At 37.5% G+C, this 24,354-nt stretch carries 19 protein-coding genes and 1 pseudogene; 7 read left to right on the forward strand and 13 right to left on the reverse strand.

Features of this window, described 5'->3' with window-relative positions; translation table 11 throughout:
* Positions 1-7: 7 nt before the first annotated feature.
* The 3 genes from ADM90_RS02490 to ADM90_RS02500 form a co-directional block, all read right to left on the reverse strand.
* Positions 8-1,342, reverse strand: coding sequence for an FAD-dependent oxidoreductase (locus tag ADM90_RS02490; RefSeq protein ID WP_053993490.1), 1,335 nt, complete (start codon positions 1,340-1,342; stop codon positions 8-10).
* A 13-nt stretch (positions 1,343-1,355) separates the two neighbouring features.
* On the reverse strand, positions 1,356-2,501 hold the full coding sequence (locus tag ADM90_RS02495) for a VanZ family protein (protein ID WP_053993491.1): 1,146 nt from the start codon (positions 2,499-2,501) through the stop codon (positions 1,356-1,358).
* 151 nt (positions 2,502-2,652) lie between these two features.
* Complete coding sequence (locus ADM90_RS02500) at positions 2,653-2,940, reverse strand: DUF6509 family protein (RefSeq protein WP_053993492.1); 288 nt, start codon at positions 2,938-2,940, stop codon at positions 2,653-2,655.
* A gap of 142 nt (positions 2,941-3,082) precedes the next feature.
* Here ADM90_RS02500 and ADM90_RS02505 point away from each other — a divergent pair, with 142 nt between their 5' ends.
* The 5 genes from ADM90_RS02505 (at position 3,083) to tatC (ending at position 8,034) form a co-directional block, all read left to right on the forward strand.
* On the forward strand, positions 3,083-4,261 hold the full coding sequence (locus ADM90_RS02505) for a serine-tRNA(Ala) deacylase AlaX (RefSeq protein WP_053993493.1): 1,179 nt from the start codon (positions 3,083-3,085) through the stop codon (positions 4,259-4,261).
* 244 nt (positions 4,262-4,505) lie between these two features.
* Positions 4,506-5,255: a gluconate 2-dehydrogenase subunit 3 family protein gene (locus ADM90_RS02510; protein ID WP_053993494.1), complete on the forward strand. Its 750-nt coding sequence runs from the start codon at positions 4,506-4,508 to the stop codon at positions 5,253-5,255.
* A 12-nt stretch (positions 5,256-5,267) separates the two neighbouring features.
* Entirely contained in the window at positions 5,268-6,980 is a 1,713-nt protein-coding gene (locus tag ADM90_RS02515; protein ID WP_053993495.1) for a GMC family oxidoreductase, read from the forward strand.
* A gap of 23 nt (positions 6,981-7,003) precedes the next feature.
* Entirely contained in the window at positions 7,004-7,210 is a 207-nt protein-coding gene (gene tatA, locus ADM90_RS02520; protein WP_053993496.1) for a twin-arginine translocase TatA/TatE family subunit, read from the forward strand.
* A gap of 74 nt (positions 7,211-7,284) precedes the next feature.
* Positions 7,285-8,034, forward strand: coding sequence for a twin-arginine translocase subunit TatC (gene tatC, locus ADM90_RS02525; RefSeq protein WP_412176971.1), 750 nt, complete (start codon positions 7,285-7,287; stop codon positions 8,032-8,034).
* A gap of 14 nt (positions 8,035-8,048) precedes the next feature.
* Here tatC and ADM90_RS02530 read toward each other — a convergent pair whose 3' ends face one another.
* Positions 8,049-8,864, reverse strand: coding sequence for a metallophosphoesterase (locus ADM90_RS02530; RefSeq protein ID WP_053993498.1), 816 nt, complete (start codon positions 8,862-8,864; stop codon positions 8,049-8,051).
* A 357-nt stretch (positions 8,865-9,221) separates the two neighbouring features.
* On the opposite strand from ADM90_RS02530, the gene ADM90_RS02535 reads away from it, so the two are divergent.
* Both ADM90_RS02535 and ADM90_RS02540 read left to right on the forward strand, forming a co-directional pair.
* Positions 9,222-12,251, forward strand: coding sequence for a hybrid sensor histidine kinase/response regulator (locus ADM90_RS02535; RefSeq protein WP_053993499.1), 3,030 nt, complete (start codon positions 9,222-9,224; stop codon positions 12,249-12,251).
* 3 nt (positions 12,252-12,254) lie between these two features.
* Positions 12,255-12,965, forward strand: a complete 711-nt coding sequence (locus ADM90_RS02540; protein ID WP_053993500.1) for a response regulator transcription factor — start codon at positions 12,255-12,257, stop codon at positions 12,963-12,965.
* Between the two features lie 47 nt (positions 12,966-13,012).
* On the opposite strand, the gene ADM90_RS24950 is transcribed toward ADM90_RS02540, so the two are convergent.
* The 9 genes and pseudogenes from ADM90_RS24950 to ADM90_RS02580 all read right to left on the reverse strand — a co-directional run.
* Positions 13,013-14,745: S-layer homology domain-containing protein (locus tag ADM90_RS24950; protein ID WP_268766600.1), on the reverse strand; the 1,733-nt coding region annotated here is incomplete at its 5' end.
* Position 14,746: 1 nt separating this feature from the next.
* Positions 14,747-15,736: pseudogene (locus ADM90_RS25295) on the reverse strand (discoidin domain-containing protein); the annotation flags it as partial.
* A gap of 243 nt (positions 15,737-15,979) precedes the next feature.
* Positions 15,980-16,672 carry a phage tail protein gene (locus tag ADM90_RS02550; protein WP_053993501.1) on the reverse strand — a complete coding sequence of 231 codons (693 nt, stop codon included), beginning with the start codon at positions 16,670-16,672 and terminating at the stop codon, positions 15,980-15,982.
* 101 nt (positions 16,673-16,773) lie between these two features.
* Positions 16,774-17,250, reverse strand: coding sequence for a GNAT family N-acetyltransferase (locus ADM90_RS02555; RefSeq protein ID WP_053993502.1), 477 nt, complete (start codon positions 17,248-17,250; stop codon positions 16,774-16,776).
* Between the two features lie 110 nt (positions 17,251-17,360).
* A complete protein-coding gene (locus ADM90_RS02560; protein ID WP_161804051.1) occupies positions 17,361-19,463 on the reverse strand; it encodes an RICIN domain-containing protein in 2,103 nt (700 codons plus the stop codon).
* A 5-nt stretch (positions 19,464-19,468) separates the two neighbouring features.
* Complete coding sequence (locus ADM90_RS02565) at positions 19,469-20,443, reverse strand: hypothetical protein (protein WP_053993504.1); 975 nt, start codon at positions 20,441-20,443, stop codon at positions 19,469-19,471.
* A gap of 573 nt (positions 20,444-21,016) precedes the next feature.
* Entirely contained in the window at positions 21,017-21,124 is a 108-nt protein-coding gene (locus tag ADM90_RS25495; protein WP_083448433.1) for a tail fiber protein, read from the reverse strand.
* A 38-nt stretch (positions 21,125-21,162) separates the two neighbouring features.
* On the reverse strand, positions 21,163-22,281 hold the full coding sequence (locus ADM90_RS02570) for a hypothetical protein (protein ID WP_053993505.1): 1,119 nt from the start codon (positions 22,279-22,281) through the stop codon (positions 21,163-21,165).
* Between the two features lie 968 nt (positions 22,282-23,249).
* Positions 23,250-24,302, reverse strand: a complete 1,053-nt coding sequence (locus ADM90_RS02580) for a helix-turn-helix transcriptional regulator (RefSeq protein WP_053993507.1) — start codon at positions 24,300-24,302, stop codon at positions 23,250-23,252.
* Between the last annotated feature and the right edge of the window lie 52 nt (positions 24,303-24,354).

Here is a 24,354-nt window from a genome sequence, read left to right on the forward strand (position 1 = left end):
CCTCCTATTATAAACGTCCATTCATTCTTGCCACCTGCTGCAAAGGGTCCCAAACACCGTTGAATGGTGGTGCATAGGCCAAATCTAAATCTAGCAAATCAGGTAAGGTCATTTTACTATATAATGCCGTCGCAAACACATCGATACGCTTATCGACTCCCGCTGGTCCCACGATTTGCGCACCTAATAGCAATTGATCACGCTTGCGAACGATCACTTTAATAAACATACGTTGTGCACCTGGATAATAGCCAGCTATATGGCGTGCAGATAATTTAAATGCCTCATAGTCAAAGCCAAGCTCTTTAGCATCGCGCTCATTAATACCTGTTGTAGCGATAGTTAAATTGAAAAATTTTAAAATAGAAGTGCCCACAATTCCTCTAAAAGGCGCAAATTTCCCTGACATATTGAGACCAGCTAAACGACCTTGTTTATTGGCAGTCGTTCCTAAAGGTATATAATCTAAACGTTCTTTCACAATGTTGAAATGTGTTGCACAATCGCCAGCTGCATAAATATTTTCAATAGACGTCTCTAAATGACGATTTACAATGATCGCTCCATTTTTTGCAAATGCCATTCCAGTATCCTTTAAAAACTGTGTATTTGGTTTTATGCCTGAAGCAACAATCACTAAATCCGTCTCCAAAACGCCGTTATCTGTAATAACATGTTCCACTCGTTTATTTCCTTCAAATGCTTCAACGCTCGTATTTAATAACAGCTCTACATCGTTCTTTTTTGCTTCCTCATGAACATGTTGGGCAAGCTCCTCATCTAAAATACGTGCTACATGACTTCCCCGTTGAATTAGTCTTACCTTTTTCCCACAGGCATGGATCGTTTCAGCCATTTCTAAACCAATATAGCCACCACCTATGATGGTTACCTGCTCAATATCTGGTGTTAAATCTGCCAATAAATCTTCTAGTTGAGGGATTGTTTTTACCGTATGGATACCTTCTAGCTCAATCCCCTTTTTCACAGGCATGACTGGACTAGCTCCCGTTGCAATAAGAAGTTTATCGTAGGTAATCTCAAAATGATCGCCACTTGCTTGTGTACCTGTAATAACCTTCTTCTCTATATCTACATGCTCTACCTCATAGCCAACTCTTGCATCAATGCCATACTTATCTCGAAAAGTCTCGACATCTCTTGCAATTAAACGTTTGGTTGATGAAATACGACCATCTACAACATAAGGCAATCCACATTGCCCATATGAATAAATAAAACCACGTTCTAAAGTAGTTATTTCTGCTCCTGGAACATTCCGATAAATTTCCATTGCTGCAGACATACCTGCAGCATCTCCCCCAATGATGACGTATTTCATTCTACAAGCCCCCTTATTTTTTCCTTGTTGCCATTAAATCTGCATATTGATCGATATACAAACGTCGTTTTCCACCACTTACGATGACGCGTACCATATGAATAGCTATGATCATTGTAAGTGCAAAACCTGCTATTGCGGTAAGCAGAGAAATGACAATTTGCAGAACATAAAATGGTGAATCCATATCTAATTGGATGTCACCTAATGTTGTAATAGCCTCTGATAAACACAAGGTAGCGATAATAGCAATACAGCGACGCCATGATTGCTTTACGATACTTTTGCCATTCTTGTTGACCATTGTAAAACGCATCACCTTCATACCTAGCGTTGCTCCATTCATCATACTTGGCATCAAACCAAAGAGTACCATGTACAGAGCCGTTTTCACTAAGAATTCAAAAGTACCGCTATACTCTGTCAGAACACCAATAATCATCCAAACTGATTGGACGATAAATAAATCAATGACCAGAGCTAGTAAAATAGAAATTGGCTTAACAATATCGTTTTTTTCCATTTCAGCAGCTTTAGCCTCAACCTCTTCATGAGAGGGGAATAATGCCCAAACAATTGGTGCTAAGAAGAAGCCTAAGAGCGCACCTACACTGTTTAGTAATAAGTCATCGACATCAAAGATTCGGTATGCGCAATTAAAGATGCCATAAATGCCTGTTCTTTGTGTGACCTCATAAAACAATGTTAGCAAAAAGCTAATTAAAAATGCACGTTTCCAGTACCTTCTTTCTTTAAGAAAATAGCGCAAGTAAACGCCGAATGGCATTAGTAGTAAAAAATTAAAGAAGGCTTGAAAAAATGCCTGCTGTTTTGTGATAGCAAGCCATGTAGATGGATTTGTGACAACAACGCCACTATCCTTTAAAACATCATCAACAAATTGAAAAAGACGCAAATTAGTATGAACGGTGTCCGGGGATTGAAGTGAGCAAGTATCTCTGGTAGATGGAAATGGTAATAATACTAAACAAAGCGCAGTTAAAAAGTAAAAAATAAATGAGAACATGATAATGGTTTTGGACATCGATAAATATCCATACTTGCGATACGTATAAATCAGCCATGGTATAAATAGTACAAAGGATAAAATAATGGTTATGAAAAATGCTATAAAAATGGATTGTGTGTACGTTGACATAGAAACACCTCTCTCTTTAAATTGCCCTATTTTCTAAACACTAAAACTAAGTTTAATCCTTCCATACTACATGTATATTTCATCAAGCTTACATAATCCTTAATTCAATAAAAAAACAGGTAAAGAATATATATTCTCTACCTGTTACTTACTATGCTTTCGCTATTTCTTCTTTGCAGAATGTCAAAATTTCTTCTAGTTCATCATCCTCTAATGCAAAGTCTAAATATTCACCTTCAGCCTTTTCCATGATGAAGTAATTTAATATAAATGGTTCTTCGTCTTTTTCACCAATAAGAACACGAATTTCAATGCCAGCTTCGTGGTAAAGCTCATCCTCTTCATCAATTTCTACATCCAGAATAAATTCATAACGCTTACCTTCAATAATATTGGTTGGGTCTAAAATTTCTTCCATTGAGAATTGTGTAATGTCCATTCTTCTAACTCCTTTATCTTTAGCTGTTCTTTTCTATATTAAATCAATTTCAGCATGGGTCAACTAGAAAAGCCATATACACCTTTAAATAATTATGCCACAATTAAATGGCAGTTATTTCATATAATAAGGAGGCTTTTTCTTGAAGGAGCTATTATATTATCGAGATGTGATGCTACGTGAATTTGACGCAAGCATTGTTCGCAAAGAAAAGGATGAGGCTGGTCGTCCATATGTTGTGTTATCGAATACAGCCTTCTACCCAACTGGCGGAGGTCAGCCTCACGATACAGGTACTTTGAATAATGTGCCTGTGGTAGATGTTGAAAAAATAGACGATGAAATTCGCCACTATATTCAAGGTGAGTTATCTGCTTTAGATGGTGTTGTGCATGGAAAATTGGATTGGTCAAGACGCTTCGACCATATGCAGCAGCATGCAGGGCAGCATATTTTAACAGCTGCATTTGTCGAGCTTTTTGATGCACAGACGGTAAGCTTTCATCTAGGAAAGGAGCAGGTGACCATTGATATTGCTGTAGATACACTGACAGAGCAACAGCTTGCAGCAGCAGAGGCTAGAGCAAATGCTATTATTTTAGAAAACCGTCCAATTGAAACAATATGGGTTACAGAAAATGAACTTGTCGCCTATCAGCTTCGAAAGAAAGTAGCCGTATCAGGAGATATTCGCCTTGTGATTATACCTGATTTTGATTACAACGGCTGTGGAGGAACCCATCCAGCTTCTACAGGACAGGTTAGTGCCATTAAAATTCTCGGCACTGAAAAAATAAAAGGCCATGTACGTGTCTCCTTTGTTTGTGGACAACGAGTGTTAGCTGAGCTGGCTATGCGAAAAAAAGTATTAGCTGATGTTGCGCGCCAATTAAGTGTGCCTGAAATTGAAGCGGCAACAGCACTTACAAAAATACTGAAAGCTCAAAAAAATACAGAAAAGGCACTGACAGCCGCAAAAGAGTCGCTATTAAAATATGAAGCGCAGGTACTTATGGCACAAAACACTAGGCTTGTGGCAGCAGTCTTTGATCAGCGAACAATGCAGGAACTGCAAAAAATAGCTCGTATCATTGTGACGGAGCAAGCAGATATGATGGCTCTCCTAGTATCTCAAAATGAGGACAAGCTACAATTTGTTGCTGCGAAAGGGAAATATATAGAAAAAAGCATGAAGGATATCGCTGACAAGGTACTACCACTTATCAATGGTAAAGGTGGCGGAAGCGACCAAATGGTACAAGGTGGCGGTGACTGTACAATGACTAAAGAAGAATTACTAAAAGCTATGCAAAATATTTAATTATCCTAAAGAGAAGCTGTTCATTGAACAACTTCTCTTTTTATCTTGGTTCAGCAGATGTTTGTTGTACCAAAAGCGAAGCGGTAGGTCCTATTGCACCAAGGCGTAATCAATGGCAATACCTCGCCATTTTCTCTATTAACTGAAATTAATACTTTTTCCAACAAAAATTGATTATAATTCACATTTTTTGCTGATGATTAAAGATAGAAAGGATTTCAAACATTTTGAGGGGAGGCTTTCTATGAGCACAGATAAAAATAATGTTTCGCGCCGTGATTTTTTAAAGACAACTGGTATTGCAGCGGGGACATTAGTCGGCGGTGGATTAATAGGTGGCCTAGTAGGCTATAACATCAATGGTAAGGGAACTTCTACTATGGAGCATGGTGGGCATGGTGCTACAAATGAAGCGACTGCTTCACCAAAGGCTAAAATGTTTTTTAGAAGGGATACAGATTTTAATATTTTGGCAAAAGCGACTGAACGAATTTTCCCAGAAGATGATTTAGGCCCAGGCGCGATAGGCTTGGATGTTCCCTACTTTATCGATCATCAACTGGCAGGACAATATGGCAGTAATTCTAAAGAATATATGCAAGGTCCCTTTGATGTGGGGGCTCCTACACAAGGGTATCAAAGTCGCTTAACACGAGCGGAAATCTTTAGACAGGGCATTCAGAAATTAGAGGATGAAGCTCAAAAACGTTATCAAAAAAGCTTTAATGATTTAGAGGGCTCACAAATGGATGAAATTCTCACCGCCTTTCAAAAGGGGGAGGTAGAAATGGTTGGTGTAACATCCGCATTCTTCTTTACTTTGTTACGTGCAGCCACACTAGAGGGAGCCTATTCCGACCCGATGTATGGGGGCAATCGCAATATGGATGGCTGGCGTATGAAGAATTTCCCTGGTCATCAAATGGCTTATATTGCTCAAATTGAGGACCCAAAGTTTCAAAAAATTGAGCCTAATTCATTAGGCAATCACTAAGGGGGTTAGAAGATGGCTAAAACATTGCCAAGTGTAGATGTGGTAACAGTTGGTGTAGGTTGGACAGGCGGGATTGTCGCTGCTGAATGTGCCAAAGCAGGCTTAAAGGTTGTTGGTTTAGAGCGTGGGCAAAAACGTGGTACTGAAGATTACTTAAATGTGCATGATGAATACCGTTATGCCATTCGCTATGATTTAATGCAAAATCTATCCAAGGAAACGGTCAGCTTTCGTAATGATCGCAATATGAAAGCTTTGCCAATGCGTCAGCTAGGCTCATTTTTACTTGGTGAAGGGCTAGGAGGCTCAGGAACCCACTGGAATGGGATGACCTATCGTTTTTTACCCTATGACTTTCAAATAAAAACCTTAACAGATAAACGTTATGGGCCTAATAAGCTTGGTCCTGATTATCTCCTTCAGGATTGGGCTTTAACATACGATCAGCTTGAGCCTTATTTCGATAAATTTGAAAAAACGGCTGGTATTTCAGGAGATGATAAAAATTCATTTGCTGGAAAACGGTCGAATCCCTATCCAACACCACCAATGAAAAAAACGCCGATGCTTGCACAATTTGAAACAGCTGCAAAAAACTTAAAGCTAACACCTTACATGGTGCCCTCAGCCAATGTTTCAGAGGTTTACAAAAATCCTGATGGCGAAACGATAAATGCTTGTCAATATTGCGGCTTCTGTGAGCGCTTTGGCTGTGAATATGGAGCAAAATCTTCTGCAGAAATTACGGTTGTGCCAACTGCATTAAAGACAGGTAATTTTGATTTACGTTATAATTCCAATGTTGTTGAAATTTTGAAGCAAGGCAATAAAGTCATTGGTGTTCGATATATTGATACAGTATCAGGAGAGGAATTTATTCAACCTGCGAATGCTGTTGTTCTGACGAGCTATGTCTTTAATAATGCGAAGCTGTTAATGGTCTCAGATATCGGTGAAAGATATGACCCTACTACTGGCAAAGGCACACTTGGCAGAAATTATTGCTATCAAATCTTACCTGGTGCCGCTGGATTTTTCGATGAACAATACAATACATTTATGGGCGCAGGTTCATTAGGGATGTGTATAGACGACTACAATGGTGATAATTTTGACCATAGCGATTTAGATTTTATTCATGGTGGAAATATTGCCCTGACACAAACCGGTACACGACCAATCGGCTCGAACCCAACACCTCCAGATACACCGACTTGGGGTCCCGAATTTAAAAAGCAGTCAATTTATTACTATACACGCTCATTCGGGATTGGTGCGCAAGGTGCATGTATGCCTCATAAGGAAAACTATTTGTCACTGGACCCTGTTTACAAAGACGCTTACGGGCTACCATTGATGCAGCTAACATACAATTTTACGGATCAGGATCGTGCACTTCATAAATATATTTCTGCACGAGCAGCGGAGATTATGAAGGAAATGGGTGCAAAAACAATTGTGCCAAACGCTGAAATCACGGATTACAATATTGTGCCCTATCAAACAACTCATAATACAGGAGGCACTGTGATGAGCTTAACGCCTGAGGAAGGCGTTGTAAATAATTACCTACAGCATTGGGATGTGGATAATCTTTTTGCGGTGAGTGCTGGGAATTTTCCACATAATAGCGGCTACAATCCAACAGGTACGTTAGGAGCGCTTGCTTATCGCTGTGCAGAGGGCATTATTAAATATAGTCAGTCAGGTGGTTCTTTAGTATAAAAATTGATAAGGAGGTAAGGTAAATGGGCGGTCTTGGAGCAATTGGTGTACCTGGATTAATCATAATTTTAGTAATTGTTTTAATTGTATTTGGACCAAAAAAATTACCAGAAATCGGTGGCGCAGTTGGCAAAACCTTTGCAGAATTTAAGAAGTCTACGAAAGGGCTTATCGATGATGAGGATGATGATTCAGTGAAAAAGACTAACAAAAAATCGGATGTTTCGTAGGAGGGTTTCCTATGGATCCATATGAAGATGGAAAAAGAAAATATATAAGCCCTCTCGATAAGCCTTTCACATCTATGGAAGCTTCAACAACCATTACACAGGAGGTAGAGGAGCCTCTTACCCCTGTTACCTCTTTGCTAGAACATCTTTCAGAGCTACGAAAGCAAATTATAAAAGGGCTAGCCGTTTTTATTGTATTTTTTATTGTGGTCTTTTCAACGATTAATATTTGGTTTCCGTTTATTACACGAGGCCATTCACTTATTATTTTAGGTCCGCTTGAGGTTGTGAAATTTTATATGACTATTTCAACGACCTTAGCATTTGGTTTTTCAATGCCTTTTCTCGTTCATTTTTTATGGAGCTTTGTAAAACCGGGCTTAAAGGAAGACGAGAGTCGCTTTTTAGGTCTCTATGCACCGATGATGCTAGTACTCTTTTTAGTAGGGGTCATTTTCGGCTATTTCGTTGTCAATCCACTTAGCTATTCATTTTTAGTGAGCATAGGAGCTACCAATTTTGATGTTATGGTATCAGCTAGTGAATATATGCACTTTTTAATTATGACTACTGTGCCGCTTGGTTTATTGTTCGAACTTCCAATTATCGCCTTATTTTTATCAGCAATCGGTGTACTCACTGCTGAATCCATGAAAAAAATACGAGGCTGGTCTTATATCACAATGGGTGTAGGGTCTGCCCTGATCACACCACCCGATTTTATAAGTCAACTACTTGTCTTAATACCGATGATTATTTTATATGAAATCAGTATTTATCTTGTGAAACGAACAGAACGCAAACAAATGGAAAGCACCGCGTAAAAGCTACGCAGTGCTTACTTTTTCTTTAAATCCATCACAATAATCTCTGGTAAATTAAACATGCGATAAGGCACTGAGCTATTCCCTAGCCCTCGACTAACCACCATCTTTGTTGTGTTTTCTTCATAGACACCAGCCGTATATTTTGGAAATAGCCCCTGTCCTGGCGCAATAAGCCCACCAAGACCTGGAATACGAATCTGCCCACCATGTGCATGTCCAGAAAACACTAAATCTATGCCATCCTTTACATACGTACGAAACATTTCAGGTCGATGTGCTAGCAATAGCTTGAACATATCATCTGGTAAATTGGCTGTAGCTATATCCAGCATATCCTCTGTTGATGTTCCCATTAACGGATCTTCAATGCCAACAATCGCCAAGCGCTCCCCGTCGCGCTTTAATACGGTCGATTCATTGGCCAGTATATGTACCCCTAACGATGACAGCGCCTCATAAATTTCACTCACCTTATTCGTCGCTACTTCATGGTTGCCAAGTACATAATACACATCCGTGATATCCACTAGCCCCCTCACCGCCTGTAAACTTTGCTGTAAATCATAGCGATTGCTATCTATCACATCACCTGTGATAAAAATATAATCAGGATTTGTGGCCTGGACCTTAGCAATCAGTTTCTGCTGATCGTCACCAAAGCGAGCATCATGTAGATCCGATACTTGTACAATGCGTAGCCCATCGAAGCTAGCTGGCACTTTTTCTGATTCGAATACATGCTTACTTACGACTAGCCAGTGATTGTTTACGTACAAAAAAATGACGATAAAAACAACAAAGAAAACTACATATAATAATTTTTTCAATCACAATCGCTCACTTTGTGGCTACTATTTCAGAAAAAATCTGACTCCCTTATTATAAGCATAAAAGAGAGTGATTGTAAGTATATGCACTTTAAATCCCTTAAATGCATAAAAAGACTATCTTCAAAAATGATACTCTATTGATTTCGTATTATGACCTCAGGCCCCTCTTTATTTGATATTCATACCATCTACATTATTTTTTTCATAGATAATTATACAATTTCACCTATTTATTACTTAACTTTTCACATGATATACTGGGAACATATTGGTCTTTTTAATCAGAATCGCTGTTGTATTAATAGGTATAAACGCTCAATATCTCTAAAATATAATTGAATTGAGAGAAAAAGAATGAGAAAGTTATTACTATTATTTATCGTCATTATTAGTATTTTTATTATTGGAGGAGGCTCTCGCTTACTCAAACAGCCGAGCACTGATGCCCCTAAAGCTGTCGGAGGGGTTATCGATCTTCGACAACACGATTTTCACCATAATAATCCAGTTAAATTGGATGGAGAATGGGATTTTGTACCTGATAAATTAGTGAATTATTCGGAATTCCATAGCAATGATACCTATTTAGTAAATGTTCCTTCGTTGTGGGCAAATTACGATCTTAATGGTGAAAGATACTCTGCATTTGGCAGCGGTACATATCGACTAAAAATTTTAATTAATAGTACAGAAGAGATATTAGGTATAAAAACAGGGAATATTCGTATGTCAAATGCAATTTATATAAATGAAAAACGCATTGGACACAGTGGTAAGCCTGCTGAAGATTCAACATATGTACAAGAAAATGTACCGTATGTTGCCTATTTTTTACCTGAATCACAAGAGATTGAGCTCATCATCCATGTAGCCAATTTTGATTATGCATCAGGTGGGGGAATTATTGGCTCTATTTTCATTGGCGATCAAGAAAGTATTGGAAAACTAAGGGAAAACTCTTTATTCTATGATTTAATAACTATTGCTGCATTTTTTACAATGTTTATCTATTTTGCTAGCTCTTATTTTTATGCAAAGCTTGAAATTGAACAGCTCTATTTTTCCTTATTCTGTTTCATGATTTTTTTATACAGTGTCTCTCACGGTGAGAAGCTTTTAATGTCGTTTCTTCCTATCAGCTACGAGCTGCTTATAAGAATTCAAATTATCTCAAGTATCTCCACAGGCATCTTTATGCTGTTATATTTTTATCATGCCTTACAGCAATTTGCTTCTAAAAAAATTGTGCTGGGACTTTGTATGATCGGTTTTATATTATTAGCTACGGTTCCTCTCCCAATATCCGTTAGCTCTTATTTACAGGTTGTACATTCTATTTATGTTTTTACCAATATCTTATATATCTTTTACATTCAAGTCATTGCTATATATAAACGCTCAGTAGGGACACGCTATTTATGGCTTAGCTCTATGGCTATTCTTATTTATATGATTGTAGCTACTTTAAATCTCAATATAAATTTAGAGCTCTATTCTTTACCACCCTTGTTGCCATTTATTTGTTTAACGACGATCTCTCTTTATATTTCCCATCGTTTTACAGATTCTTATTTAAAAAAGGGAAGATTAACAAATGCACTACTAAAAGTGGATAAATTGAAAGATGAGCTTCTCGCAAAAACTTCGCATGAATTTCGTACACCGTTACATGGTGTTATGGCTATTTCTCAGTCCATGTTAGAGCCAAATGAAAGTTCATCATTGACGGTAGCGCAAAAGGAAAAAATATCACTTATCTTTAACATCACAGAAAAGTTATCGCACCTTGTCCACGATATATTGGATTTTTCAAAATTAAAGGAGGGTGAACTAAAGCTTCGTATTACCAATGTTGACTTATATTCTGTCACACATGTCATCGTGGAAATTTTATCGTACATTGGAAATAAGGATGTGAAAATTTATAATTACATTGAACGGGGAAAGTTCGTTTTAGCTGATGAGGATAGACTCCGCCAAATTCTTTATAATTTAATCGAAAACGCTGTTAAATATACACCGCAGGGAAAAGTGGAAATATCGTGCCACGAAGAACAGGAATTTCTGGTTATAAAGGTAAGTGACACTGGACGAGGTATTGCTCCAGAACATTTAGAGATGATTTTTGAGCCATTTCACCAATTAGAGAAGATGAGTAGAGGTGCAGGGCTAGGTCTAAATGTTACAAAGGAGCTCGTCAAACTTCATGGGGGTGACATCACTGTTTATTCAGTTGTTGGGCGAGGAACGACCTTTCTTGTCAAATTACCTTTAAAACAATTAAAAAAGGAACAACTGGATAAACACAAGAAGAAAAATGCTATACGAGCAAAGGAATATTCACCCGTAACATTTCCCTATTTTACGGAAGAAAAAGCGGACAAAACAATTTTGATTGCAGATGATGACCATATTAATCTCAGCGTATTAATCGATATTCTAAAAAAAGAAAATTACTCTATCATTGCAGTTGACGATGGTCATCACGTTTTTGAACAATTGACATTACACCCAGATGTAGATTTATTAATTTTAGATATCATGATGCCTAACCTTTCTGGCTATGAGGTTTGTCAAAAAATTAGGAAAAACTATTCTTCTACAGAGCTACCAATCCTAATGCTTACAGCAGCTATTCGTCCGGAAGATTTGATTGCAGCCTTCCAATCAGGAGCTAATGATTTTCTGCATAAGCCATTAGATACAGCAGAGCTGAAGACAAGAGTTCGAAACCTTATTTTATTAAAGGACTCTGCAGAAACAGCTATTAAAATGGAAACTGCTTTTTTACAAGCACAAATTAAACCACACTTTATTTATAATGTTCTAAATTCTATTTTATCTCTTAGTTATTTAGACTTAGATAAAGCACGTAGCATGATAACCGATTTTGCAACTTTTTTAAGAAATAGCTTTTCATTTGAGAATACGAATAGCCTCATTCCCTTAGAAAAGGAGCTTACTCTTATACAAACATATGTAAATATTCATCAGATGAGGTATCCTGAACAGCTTGAATGGGATGTTCATATTGAGGAGCATCTGAATATTCTCATTCCACCCCTACTGCTTCAGCCTATAGTTGAAAATGCACTTTTCCATGGATTAAAAACGAAGCGAGTAAACGGTCAAGTGAAAATGATTATAAAAAAAGAACTGCAAATGATTGATATTGAGATTAAAGATAACGGCGTTGGCATGACTCAGGAATTGTTAGAGACACTTTTAATGGAAGAATCAGCTGTTGATCAAGGTGTTGGAATTCGTAATATCTCGAAACGTTTAAAAAAATATAATAATGCCACTTTCCATATCAGCAGTGTTGTAGATGAAGGAACAACTGTAAAAATAAAATTTCCACTTATTTTAGATGAAAGGAGGTAAAAAATGTTAAAGGCCATTATTGTAGACGATGAAATTTTGGCAATCGATTTATTAGAGGCTATGTTACAGGGCAATAGTGCTGTTAGTGTAGTAGGGAAATTTCTAAATCCACTAGAAGCTTTTACAAACATTCCTACACTCAAACCAGATATTCTTTTTTTAGATATCGAAATGACTGAAATGGATGGTATTGAGTTTGCCAGTAAAGTAAGAAAGCTTTCTTATTTAATAGACATTGTTTTTGTAACTGCCTATGAACAGTATGCAATAGAGGCTTTTACTGTTCAGGCTGTTGACTATATTTTAAAACCTTTTGACAGAGAACGTTTAACAAAAACAATCGAAAGAATCTCTTTGCGTAGAAAGCAATTTCAATCGAAAACTACTGTAAACTTAATAGAGGAAGATGCTTGTATTAGTATAGAGAATTTTCACTTTCATGTTCACTCAAGAAGAGTTTATATTGACCATACAGCATTTGTGTTATCTACAAAGGAATTCCAAATTTTTTTCTTTCTAGCACAACGACCAGGGCAAATTTTTCATCCCACGGACCTGTATAAGCACATTTGGGCGGAGGAAAGTATCGGACATACACAGGCATTAAAGGCCCATATTAGTAATTTACGAAAAAAGCTTGAATCTGCCCCTGGCCATAGAGCTAAAATTGTAACCGTGAGAGGTTCTGGCTATCAACTCCTCTTTGAGTCATGACAAAAAACACGACGATTCCCTAACAAATCGTCGTGTTTTTGTGCTTATTATTTTGCTGCTTCTTGAATCTCATAAAATGCCCAATGCTGTCTTGGCACATCTGGAAATAATGGTGTTTGGACTTCTGTTAGAACTTGACGTTCAAACAGTCGATTTAATATCTTCACCGCCTGTGCACGTGTTAAGAAGCCCTCTGGATTAAATGTATCTGCCTTAATCCCTGTCATAATCCCTACTGTATTGACAGTATCAATCGCTTTCCTTGCCCAATGATTGTCGCTCACATCTTTAAATTCCACACTTTGTGAGGTTGGTTGACAGAAATCTGCATCAGGACGATCTTCACATTGCTGTTCTATCCAGCGAGCAGCCACTGTTGCCATCTGGGCACGCGTAATCGAGCCGTTTGGCTGAAAACTTGTTGCAGTAATTCCCTTAAATAGCTCTGTTTCTGTTACAAATTCTATAGCATCTTTAGCATCATGCTTCACAGTATCTGTAAATGTTGCACTTGCCTCAGGGATGTCATTGTTCGTTATATGACGGGCAAACATACTTGCCATTTGTGCGCGTGTAACAGGCGCTTCTGGACGGAAGGTACCATCTGGATAGCCTTGAATATAAGGTAGATGTGTAACAGCGTCAGTAGTTGGCTCCTTCACCTCATCCTTTTCTGGTAAGTAGAGAATCGAGAAAGTGGAGAACTTATTTACCTCAAACTGTAAACCTGCTATTCCCTTTTGAAACTCTACAACTGTTCCACGTACAACCTCTTTTGTGCCATCACTATGCTCAATATAGATAGCCAAATGATCAAGTTGCTCCTGTGTAATATCTGTAGGCAATGGAAGAGTTAATGTTACAGGACGGCTTTGCATATTCGTTTCAATTGTCATTGGGCGACCAAGTAACTCCACAACTGCGCTTCCTGCTAACTGCTGCACAATGCTTTCCTTGTTCGCTTGCTCTTTAATCTCTAGTTGTTCATCCTGCCCCTTTATAGGAACCAATCGGAAATAGAGATCATCATGAAACATTTCCAATGAAGTTTTAGGCACTTCAATTCTGACGTTATCTGTGACAATTTCAAGATGGACTGCACCATTTTGTAGAAGTGTCACCACATTTTTTGGTACAGACACTTGGACTTGATTTACTTGATCCTGCTGGTCTGGAATAATGATCCGTGCTTTATCATTCCCTTGTTCCTTTAATTTCCTAATTGTCTCTGTTGCGCTTGCTGCTGTTAATGTCACTTCATCCTTCATCGTGTTATCTACATTTTTCGTTCGTTTTATCGTTGTTTTAGAAACTAAGTCACCATCACCAGACTCTACATCCACCACAATTTCCTCTACATTGGCTGAAGGTGTGGTTGAACCTGATTCAGGGTTCGAGGACGAATTAGTATTGCCCCCACCTGTATTACTATTACTGCTAATCCATTTTGCATAAATCATGGTGTTCGCTGTAATTGCATTATCAAAATTATAAGGCATTGTGTAGGCATTACTTGTATACCAGCCACCAAATGTATAACCCGCTTTTGCTGGGGCTGGCGTTGGCTGACTTGCCTTTTCCCCATGTGCTACAGTTTGGTTCGATACTGCACTCCCTCCAGCGACATCAAACGTCACTGTATATGTCACAGTTACAGGATTCCACTTTGCATATAATATGACATTTCCACTTCCCATTGGAAAAGTTGAACCTGATGCATAATCTATTCCACTACCATCTGCTTGCGTGTTCCAGCCCGCAAACATGTAACCTGCTTTCANCGGACTTGCGGCTCCTTGGTTCACAGTCGCTCCCGTTGGCTGCGTTCCGATTACTGGCGTCTCGGCATCCACCAATGCATTCACGCTTACCCCTACTACATTACTTGTAGCTGGCGCGGTTTGATTGCCACTTACTCCACTATTTGTGTTTGTCACTACTACATAGTAATACACCGTGCCTACTGTAGAGGTAGGAGCTTCATAGGTCGCATTTGTGGCTCCACTAATTGCAGTTCCTCCACTTGGGCTATTCGTCGTATTGCTGTACCATTGGTAGCTTAATATGCCTCCGTCACCTACACTTGCTCCTACACTTAATGTTGGACTGGTAGCTCCTTGGTTCACAGTCGCTCCTACTGGCTGCGTACCGATTGCTGGCGTCTCCGCATCTACTGTTCCAGCAACTGGATACCCCCATAATTCAAATTCATAAATCATAGCCGTTAAGATTTCTCCTGGCATACTCGAAAAAGTTTCTGTAACTTTCACTCGAAAATATTGATATGTTACTGAAGAAGAAAATGTTTTATCAATTGTTGTTGTATATCCACTAGAATCAATTTCTATATTATTATCAGAAAAATCGATTTGGGTAAAATTCACACCATCATTACTACCTTCTAACTTAATATTTTTTACGGTATACGATTCCATTGCTATGTCCTTGAATGCTGCACCCACCACAACCCAACGGTTTATCGTATGTGGTGTACCAAGATTCACCATCAGCCAAGCGGGATTACTCTCAGTAATTTCTCCCTCACCTGGATTAGACCCCCAATAAGTAAGTTCATCTTCATCAAAAGCCATATCGGCTGTTGCCAAATCTCCCTCTACACTTGAAGCCAAATATTGCTTCCCTAACGCAACATTCGTATCCGAACTTGCACTTACTTCTATATCTGCAAATCCACCAAAAGAAATTAAATTAAAAAGCAATAACCCAACTACAAATACGGAAATAATTTTCAACCACTTTTTATTTTCCATCCAATCCTCTCCTCAAAATAAGTTTAGTTCCTTGATTGTAAGGATTGTTTATACAAATCAAGATATAAACACTTGGAAAATTCGTATTCTCACTATATAAGAACTTTACTGTTAAAGACTCCTCTACGGATATCCAAAATGTTCTAAATATCTACCTCAAATCATTAGATACACTACACATTTCTATGAAAATATAAAATTATTAAATAATTAGCTTTATAAAACGTTTAATTTGTTTACTAATTATGGTCTATCTGGAAAAATACCCTGATAACATATAATATAATTTAAAATTAGATAAGGTTGCATATTCGCAACAGGAGTGCCAGAGCCTGTTACGCCAGTATTTACTGTTCCTGTAACCGTTCCATTTACGGTTCCTGTTACTGTTCCTGCTACCGTTCCTGTGGCCTGCACCGAATTAGGCTGAAGTGTCGTATCAGGTGTATTTGTGCTGTATATGTTTATAGGTTGATTAGCAGTCGTTCTTGCTACACCTAAACATGTATTTGAACTTGGCACAGATGTCGCGTTCCCTGCTACCGTGGTTGCATTATTTGGTAAATTCACAGTAACTTCACATGTTCCGTTACTAATACTTCCACCACTAATTCCTGCACTAAATGTATTATTTAATGTAACTGAATGATTATGTGGGGGTATCTGACTAGTTAGCAAGGTCACTTCTTCACTGCCCCCCTTTTGTCCAATTGGCCTATTCGTTAATCCTTCACCTTGCCCCATTCCTACTAGTACTCTACCTCGCAAATCAGGTAATTTAAACGTAGTTGAACCATTCCCTCCGTATTTTAATCCAACTATTGCATAAAGTGCAGCATGCTCTCTTATTTGTAATTCTTGCCCTTGGCATAAAAACCATCCTCTAGGAGCCCAATCTGTAGACCAAGGTAAAATAGTTCCTATAAAAGCATCCATTAATACCATTCTCCTCTCACTCTTATAAATTATTTTTTAAAATTATATACTATCAATTGATCTTACTAAATTCAAAAATTCTTATTCACGAATACACCCTCTTATCTATCAACCTCCCATATCATTAATAAATACGGGGGCGTTTCATCCGTAACAACAAACCCCAATCTCTCATACAACCTCTGTGCAGGATTCCCCATCAACACATTCAATTCTAAAGGCAATCTCAATTCAGCAGCTATTTGTTGCAATTCTTTCAATAGCGTTGTACAGATTCCTCTTCCTCTATATTCAGGAAGTATGAAAATATCAATCAGACGTATTGCTTTCTGTTGTACTTCGGCTATTAATCTACCAATTCCAACATCTTCATACATAATGATTTCATATTTGGCGTTAGGAAATTGTTGCTGATAAGACACCTTTTGAGCATCGTATTGCATGCGCAACAATCCTTCTATTTGTTGCTCATCCCATTCCAATATGGCAAATTCACTTTTTCTTGTAGATACATATAATGAGTAAAGAATCTCTTCCTCTTCAGGTAATGCTACTCGCAATTTCACCTTATCTTTCATCTAGCTAAGTTACTCACCTCCCAAATAAAAATGCATCATCTGTTGTTAAAAGAGCCGTGTTTCTTTACATTTATACAACTATTGTACTTAATTAGAAAATATACTAATTCTCAACTCCAAACAGAGAGCTTCCATTTCCGTAGTTTACTATCCTTACTTTCATCAAAAAGTTGAACATAAGAGCGACTTTCTGTACCGGCTGCCGTTAAAAATTTGCCACTATGCTGGTTGCGAAGTAGCAAAACACCATCTTCTTCAAACCATAAGTACCATTTTTGTGCACTATTCTGTACATTACGTACAATTTGTACTGTTGTTCCATTATCTTTACCATAGTTTAGCGCATCTAGTACCTTATCTGTTCCGTCAAGATAGATGGTATAGGTTCCATCTAAGTTCTCTCGTAACTGCCAGCACTGTGCAATCTTTTGGGTTCCGTCTTGACTAGATGACTGAAGGCAAGTACGGGTATTCTCGTCCGTTTTTCCGCCTTCTACAGCCAATACTAACTGCTCATCACGTTTTCCCTGGTTGATCAAACGATATTGTGTCCTAGGAATAAATACGGCTTGATTATCCCTTGCTCTAATAAGTCTCCATCTTTGAAGCTTTTCATCCTCACCAGATAATTTAGGGGACAACTTAACAGCCTTTCTATGGTACGTTGTAACATTATTATTCTCAACGAGCAAAGATGAAAACGCAATCATCATTCCTGTCCCTTTCAGACCTATACCACCTCGATTCACCTCTCCTCGTGAGAAAGTCTCCCTATTTTTGAATTCCCATAATTGGTTATCCATTCCTTCTTCCTTTACCCGCATAACAAGTTCATTATTAGCCAATGTAAGAACCATTTCTTTTTCATTCTCACCATACAACTTACTCACTATATAGCCGTCCTTAGTAAATCTCCAAAGCTGATAATCCACGTCACTATTTAGCATAGTAACAACCAGTTCATCATTATTGACTAGACGCGAAAAATTCCAACTCGACTTATTAATAGATAATACATGACCACCCTCACCTGCAATGACAAAGAATTCTTCTTCATTAACAGGAAATGGATCGATTTGTCCTACCAACTCATTACTGCTTTCTTCTATATTCTCCATGGATTTTAATTGTTGTGAGGCACAATCCTGTCCTGCATCCACTAACGACCATAATTGATCCTTCGCTACAGTAGTATTTTGCTGATCCAATCTAACATCCCTATCTCTTAATGTTAGCACCTGTTTAAAATCTAAACTTGTATTAATAATATGACCAGATCCTGTCATTTCCCATGTTTGATTCGGATATCGCCCCTTTTCCCCCAGAACTACCTTAGATCCCATTGCGGTCAGTACAAATTCTTTCCCATTATTAAGTGCACCACACACGATATAACCTTCTGCTGTCATATACCACACTTGACGTTTTTGAGAGTTAGCATCATATTCATAGGGTTCCGCCTTTAACTCAGCCCCATCTGTAGGAATCGATGCTGTGCATGTTAATAACTTCACCTCCCCTACTTGACAGTCCAAGCTACGAATATGACAGTAATCTTTTCGAACATACTGACTAATAATGTCATTATATTGTCCGTAAAATAGGAAATGAGAACCTTCAAGAATAAGTTCCTGCACTGTTTTTTTCTGTACATAGTTTCGCATCATTGTAATACATTCGTGATATAACGCTTCTGGAAGCATACTAATAGTAAGAATCAATTCATCGGACTTCACCATTGTCCAACCCTTATAGCTATTAAGGGATTGTGCCCATTGACCTGCATCGCGTAAAAATGATCCCTCTCCTCCCATAGCTGTAAATTGAATCGCTTGCTCTTCTGAAACTTGCTTGTCTTTATCTTGTTCACGCTTACCAAGCTGTCCCTTAATGTTTGCTTCCGCAGAAACACCTAATGTATTAATTGCCGCCTTTACTTCAGCTGCATGTCGGCTTGATTCCTCATTTGCTGCCTGCAAGCTGCTTATCTCTTTGTTTTGTGTTGAAATTAATTTACCACCTAATGTCACACTTGTTGGTATAAAATGACCATATGCTTCCAGTACCTTTACTAGCTGACGATAACTCCTTACTCCTTTATCATTATCAAGTGCTAGCGCATGATGTACTGCATTCACAAACTCATCACTAGCACACGGAATAAGACTATCAAAGGATAACTCAATCTTCGGCAAATAATAATTGCTTGTCATATACATCATTTTTTTACCTGTGCTTTACTCTCTTCTGTTTGACGATTATAACCATAACCTGCACCAACACCCGAACCAAAAAGAGTCGTTACTGCGGCTGATACACTTAAATTTTGAATACCGTTTACCTGAAGCTGATGCTCAATTTCGGAGAAGGTATATGAACTATCTAACATTCCTGTGTATTGAGATTTTCGGTACAAAACAGTAGCAGCATAAGTCTCATCGGAATTCGTACCTACCCTAGTCTCATCTTTATTGTTGTTAGCTCGTATTTTATTTAACACTTCGATACTTTCAGGAGAACGTTTCAATACATTATAGAAGCTTTGTCTTACAGTATCCTTTATAGTGCTATGGATTACTAATCCACGATAAATTCCTATACGATCATATAAATCTTCCCGTTCCGTATAATTTAAGCTATAGAAATCATCTCCTATCTTTGCATCCTTATTTATTTTCGGGAGATTTAAGAAAGCTTTTTCCTCCTCTGTAAATTCGAGCGCTGCCAACGGATTTTCTCCCATCTTAGTACCAATATTCTCCTTTAAATCTGGCAACGGTACTTGAAATTTTGCGAGAAGCTGGGCGCGATTCTGCAATTTCTTTCTTATTTCATCTACCTCAAGCTCTTCCTTCATATTTTTTTCGTTCAATCGTTCAAATTGTGCTTGTAACTTCTTTTGTTTTTCAAGTTGCCCTAACTGTTGTTCTTTTAGCTTGTTCTCATATTCAAGCTTTTTTATAGTTTTATTAAGCGCTTCAAAAATATCTTTTTCTTTTTCGTCTAAAAAGGAGTCCTTTTCCTCCTTTACTGCTTCCTTATTTTCGTTTCCTTCCTGTTTGCTATCTGCTTCCTTGCTCTCGTTTTTTTCCTGCTTGTTATCTGCTTCCTTGCTCTCTTTTTCTTCCTGCTTATTAGCTGTTTCCTCACTAGCATTAGCTTGCACTTGATTTTCCTCATCTTTTTTACACATACGTATCCTCCTTCAATAACTGATCATTCTCTCTCCCATACTATAGATAGTAACTAAAGTGAAACTTCAATCAGTGGTTTTTTCATCCCTCACTAATTGTTAGTTGAACCAGTCGGACACAATACTTGCCAGTTGAGCTCCCACTTATGCTGCTTTGTTCCTTGCATCCTTGAAACAGGAGTCTTACTGCCATTAAGACTGGGATGTTCAATTATTTGTGAAATTCCCCATAGAGGAAAAGGATTATTTGAACATGCCAAGTTAATCCTTCTTTTTGCCTTTATTCCATTAATACTCCTTTTCCATCAACGTCTACTGTAAATGTATGTTCTCTTGCAGCTTCTTCTATTTCATAGATCCACCCGTGCTACCGTTACCATCGTATACAACAGTGCGTCTGCCTGATTCCTCTTAGCTTTCACAGTATGCTCGTTAATGTAACTGCCTCCGCTCCCACCTGTACTTGCTAATGGATATTGAGAACTTTTATGAATCGGTAACCTTCCACGTAAATCCGGTAAAGCAAAATTTTTTTACCGTCTCCTCCGCATTTTATATCCATTAATAAGAAAACTAACCATTATACCCAATAGACAATAATTGCCTATTGCATAACTCCCATCCTTTAGGAGCATATTTACCGCTAAACATGCGAATTTCGCCTATATATTGATCTGACATTATGCACACTCTCCCTCAATGAATGCCAAAAAAACACATTAGGCAACGCTTGCTAACACCTCCTTATTTGCTTCTTCTATAAACTCCACTTCTTGGATTTCCATATCTAAAGCTTCTGCAATCTCTATCGGTGCATGTTTATTAAACAATAGATACATAGCCTTGACTTTTTTAGCCTGTTCTACGGATATCTTCAGCATATTAGCTACTTCTGTTAAAGTCGCTTCGTTTTCCATTAAATATGATCCTAATAAAATAGTTGTGATCTTTTGTAATTCGTTGTGATCAGCAGGATTTTTGCATAATACTTCAGCCGCAATGCTAGCCGCAGTAGCCAACTCCATTCCTCTTTCACTCATTCGTTTCATAGCATTAAATTGATCAGACCACCTACGTAATACATTGCTCTGCTCTTTCACTAAGAAAACGAGCTCTCGATGATTTGTATAAATAACCTGCAAAAGTCCTGTTGCCTGAAATGCCTTTGTAACATCTTTAAAGAAAGCATTCACTTGATTTTGTACAACATCAATTTGCTGCTTCGTCTCAGCTAAATCCTTCTTTGCTTGATTTGTTTCTGCTTGAATATTTTCAAAATATGTTTTCCGCATTTCCCCTTGAATAATTCCAGCAATAAGATAAAGTACAGCGGCTAAAGCGGCAAGCGCACTAAGTTTCCTAATTAAACTATTCAGTACTTTTATTTTTCCAAAGCATTGATTTGCAACGAATAAAATAAACGCGATACCTTTATCTATATGGACGGTTTTATAAGAAGGCATAACGATCGATAAAGAAATCAGCGGCAATGTATTTTTAAAGTACTTTCGCCAATCTTGAAACTCCATTAAAAGACTATTTAATTCATCTTGAATATCGTGCTTTAAAATATTTAAGTCAATGGTTGTTCTACTTAACTCATTTTTCAGCTCTTTTAATAGTTTAATGGCCACTGCTTTTCGCTCTGGATTATCTGTGCGAAATATCTGATCTCCTATCCAAGCCCTAATCTCTAAATCCTCGTCTATTAACTTGGCAATAATGCTATCAATTCCCTCTTTACATTTAGTCATCTTGTCTTCTAGCTCATAAATATTTTTTAGGCAAGGCTGCAACTCTTCTACATAGATTCCTAATGTTGCTTCTGTAATCGCCACATCTATCCATCCTCTCTAATTATTTTTTAACTAACCATCGCTATTAAGTCATGATTTGTCTCTTGAATTGTAGCAACATCACTGACATATATTTCCAATATTCTTATAATTTCGTTGGGGGTACGCATTTTAAATAGCATATACGTTGCTTTAATCTTTTTAATTCTTTCTAAGTACATACTGAGCCTTTCGGAAAGTACACTATTGGATTCCTCCATGGTATTTGTTCAGCAGACCATCCCTATGAGTCTAGTTCTTTCTTTCGGGTAGAAGAGTAGACTTTGTAGAGAAATAGCTTATCATCTTAAGCTCTACTCTCATCTTATCGCTCCAATCTCTCCTAAAATGCTTAGGAGAATGGCCTTTTTTCAGTAGATCTTCCCGGCTAACAATATGAAATAGATATTCAGCTCTATTTTTACTTTTTTTGTGAGACATCTAATGTTAGCTAGATTATGCTGTAGAATTTTCCCTCCAATAATGCCTCACGAAGAGCAATAGTATTTATAGCCATTTAGTCTGTAAGCCGACCTAGCCTCTACTCCTTATTATTTCACTCAATTTGGATATATTAGATTATTCTCCCTTGCCAATCAGTATTCTAATATCTCTTATGAAAAATATGGTATCACTAGCTCTAAATAATACTCTAATCAATTTTTTATCTAGTTTTAAAATTCAGAAAACTGATATCCTGTTTATGAGTTATATGTTCTTAATACCTACTAGAAAATTCAAAGGTTTCGTTTTTTTGGAGACTTTTAACTTTTTTTAATTATATTATAGGTCTATAGATTCCACCATGAAATCATTCCATTTTTTAGGTTAATTTTTCTTAACCTTTTGTTATGAAATGGAGCTAGATTAAAAAAATAGTGCTCCCTGCACTGTCATGTAATCAAAATGACTGTTAACAAATAATAAGAATCTGCTATATTTCTCGCAGATTCCTTTAACTGTTCATATTATTAATCTAATTGGAACCGCGAAAAGATCTTCCATACTAGCTCATTGCGATTCGAAACATTTACTTTTTGAAAAATCATCTTTAAATGATCCTGTACTGTATAGGTTGAAATATGAAGATTATAGGCAATCTCTTTTGTAGGAATCCCTTTAATAATTTCAAACACCACTTCCTTTTCTCTAGGCGTAAGGTTATAGGCTGTTATTAAAAAATTTAACATTTCTTTCGGTGATGCTTCATTTATAAATAGAGCAATTTGCTGTTCAAGTTGGCTTGTCAGCATAAGTGATGTATGAATAGTAATATAGCCTGTATCCTTGATAGGGACTATTAAAGAAGAACTGCTTTTGTACTTGTCAGCAAGTAGCTTTGCGCATATCGCTTGAATAGGTTTAGGCACTTGTATATCAGATAAGCTTTCATGCTTTCTTAGAATGAATAGCAATTCACTAGCCTTGGTATTACTTGAAAGAATTCTTAACTCTTTATCAAAAATAATAATACCTTGTTCACCTTCTATAGCTGGAATTCGCTCCTCAATAATATAATGATGGAACTCCTTTAACGCCTCTCCCATGACTGGCATCAGTATTTTTATCAGTGCTAGATCTTTATCTTGAAATAAGGGCTGCTCATTTTCAGCCTTTTTGAATAGGGTTAAAAAGCCATAGCATTGCCCTTGATATGTTAATGCAGCTCGTATTTCATCGCTAAAACCATGGGGGGCTAACACTTCTCTATAACGCAAACTTTGGCTTGTCGAATCACTTAGCCTTCCTAAATACTGACCACTGCATACTAAAAATTCATATTTATTTATATCCTCTGTAGCATATTCCAGTTCCATAATCTTATGATGAATAGCCTCTATAGAATGCTCCGTTACAGCACCTACTGAAAAAAGTGTATGAGCATCCGTTAATGTGCAGCAATAAGCAGCAAAATTTATTTGCTTTCGTAGAGCTTCTATCATCAATTGGCGATATTCAAACGAATTTTTGCTGTGCTTTAAGCATTGTTCAGATTTTCTTCGCCAGTATTGTGTTTCCTTCATCAAAACCTACCTCCCCCAGAAATATGGGATAGTTCTTTTTTTCCAAGCCTTT

The organism is Lysinibacillus macroides (assembly GCF_001281525.1).
GTDB classification, from domain to species: domain Bacteria; phylum Bacillota; class Bacilli; order Bacillales_A; family Planococcaceae; genus Lysinibacillus; species Lysinibacillus macroides.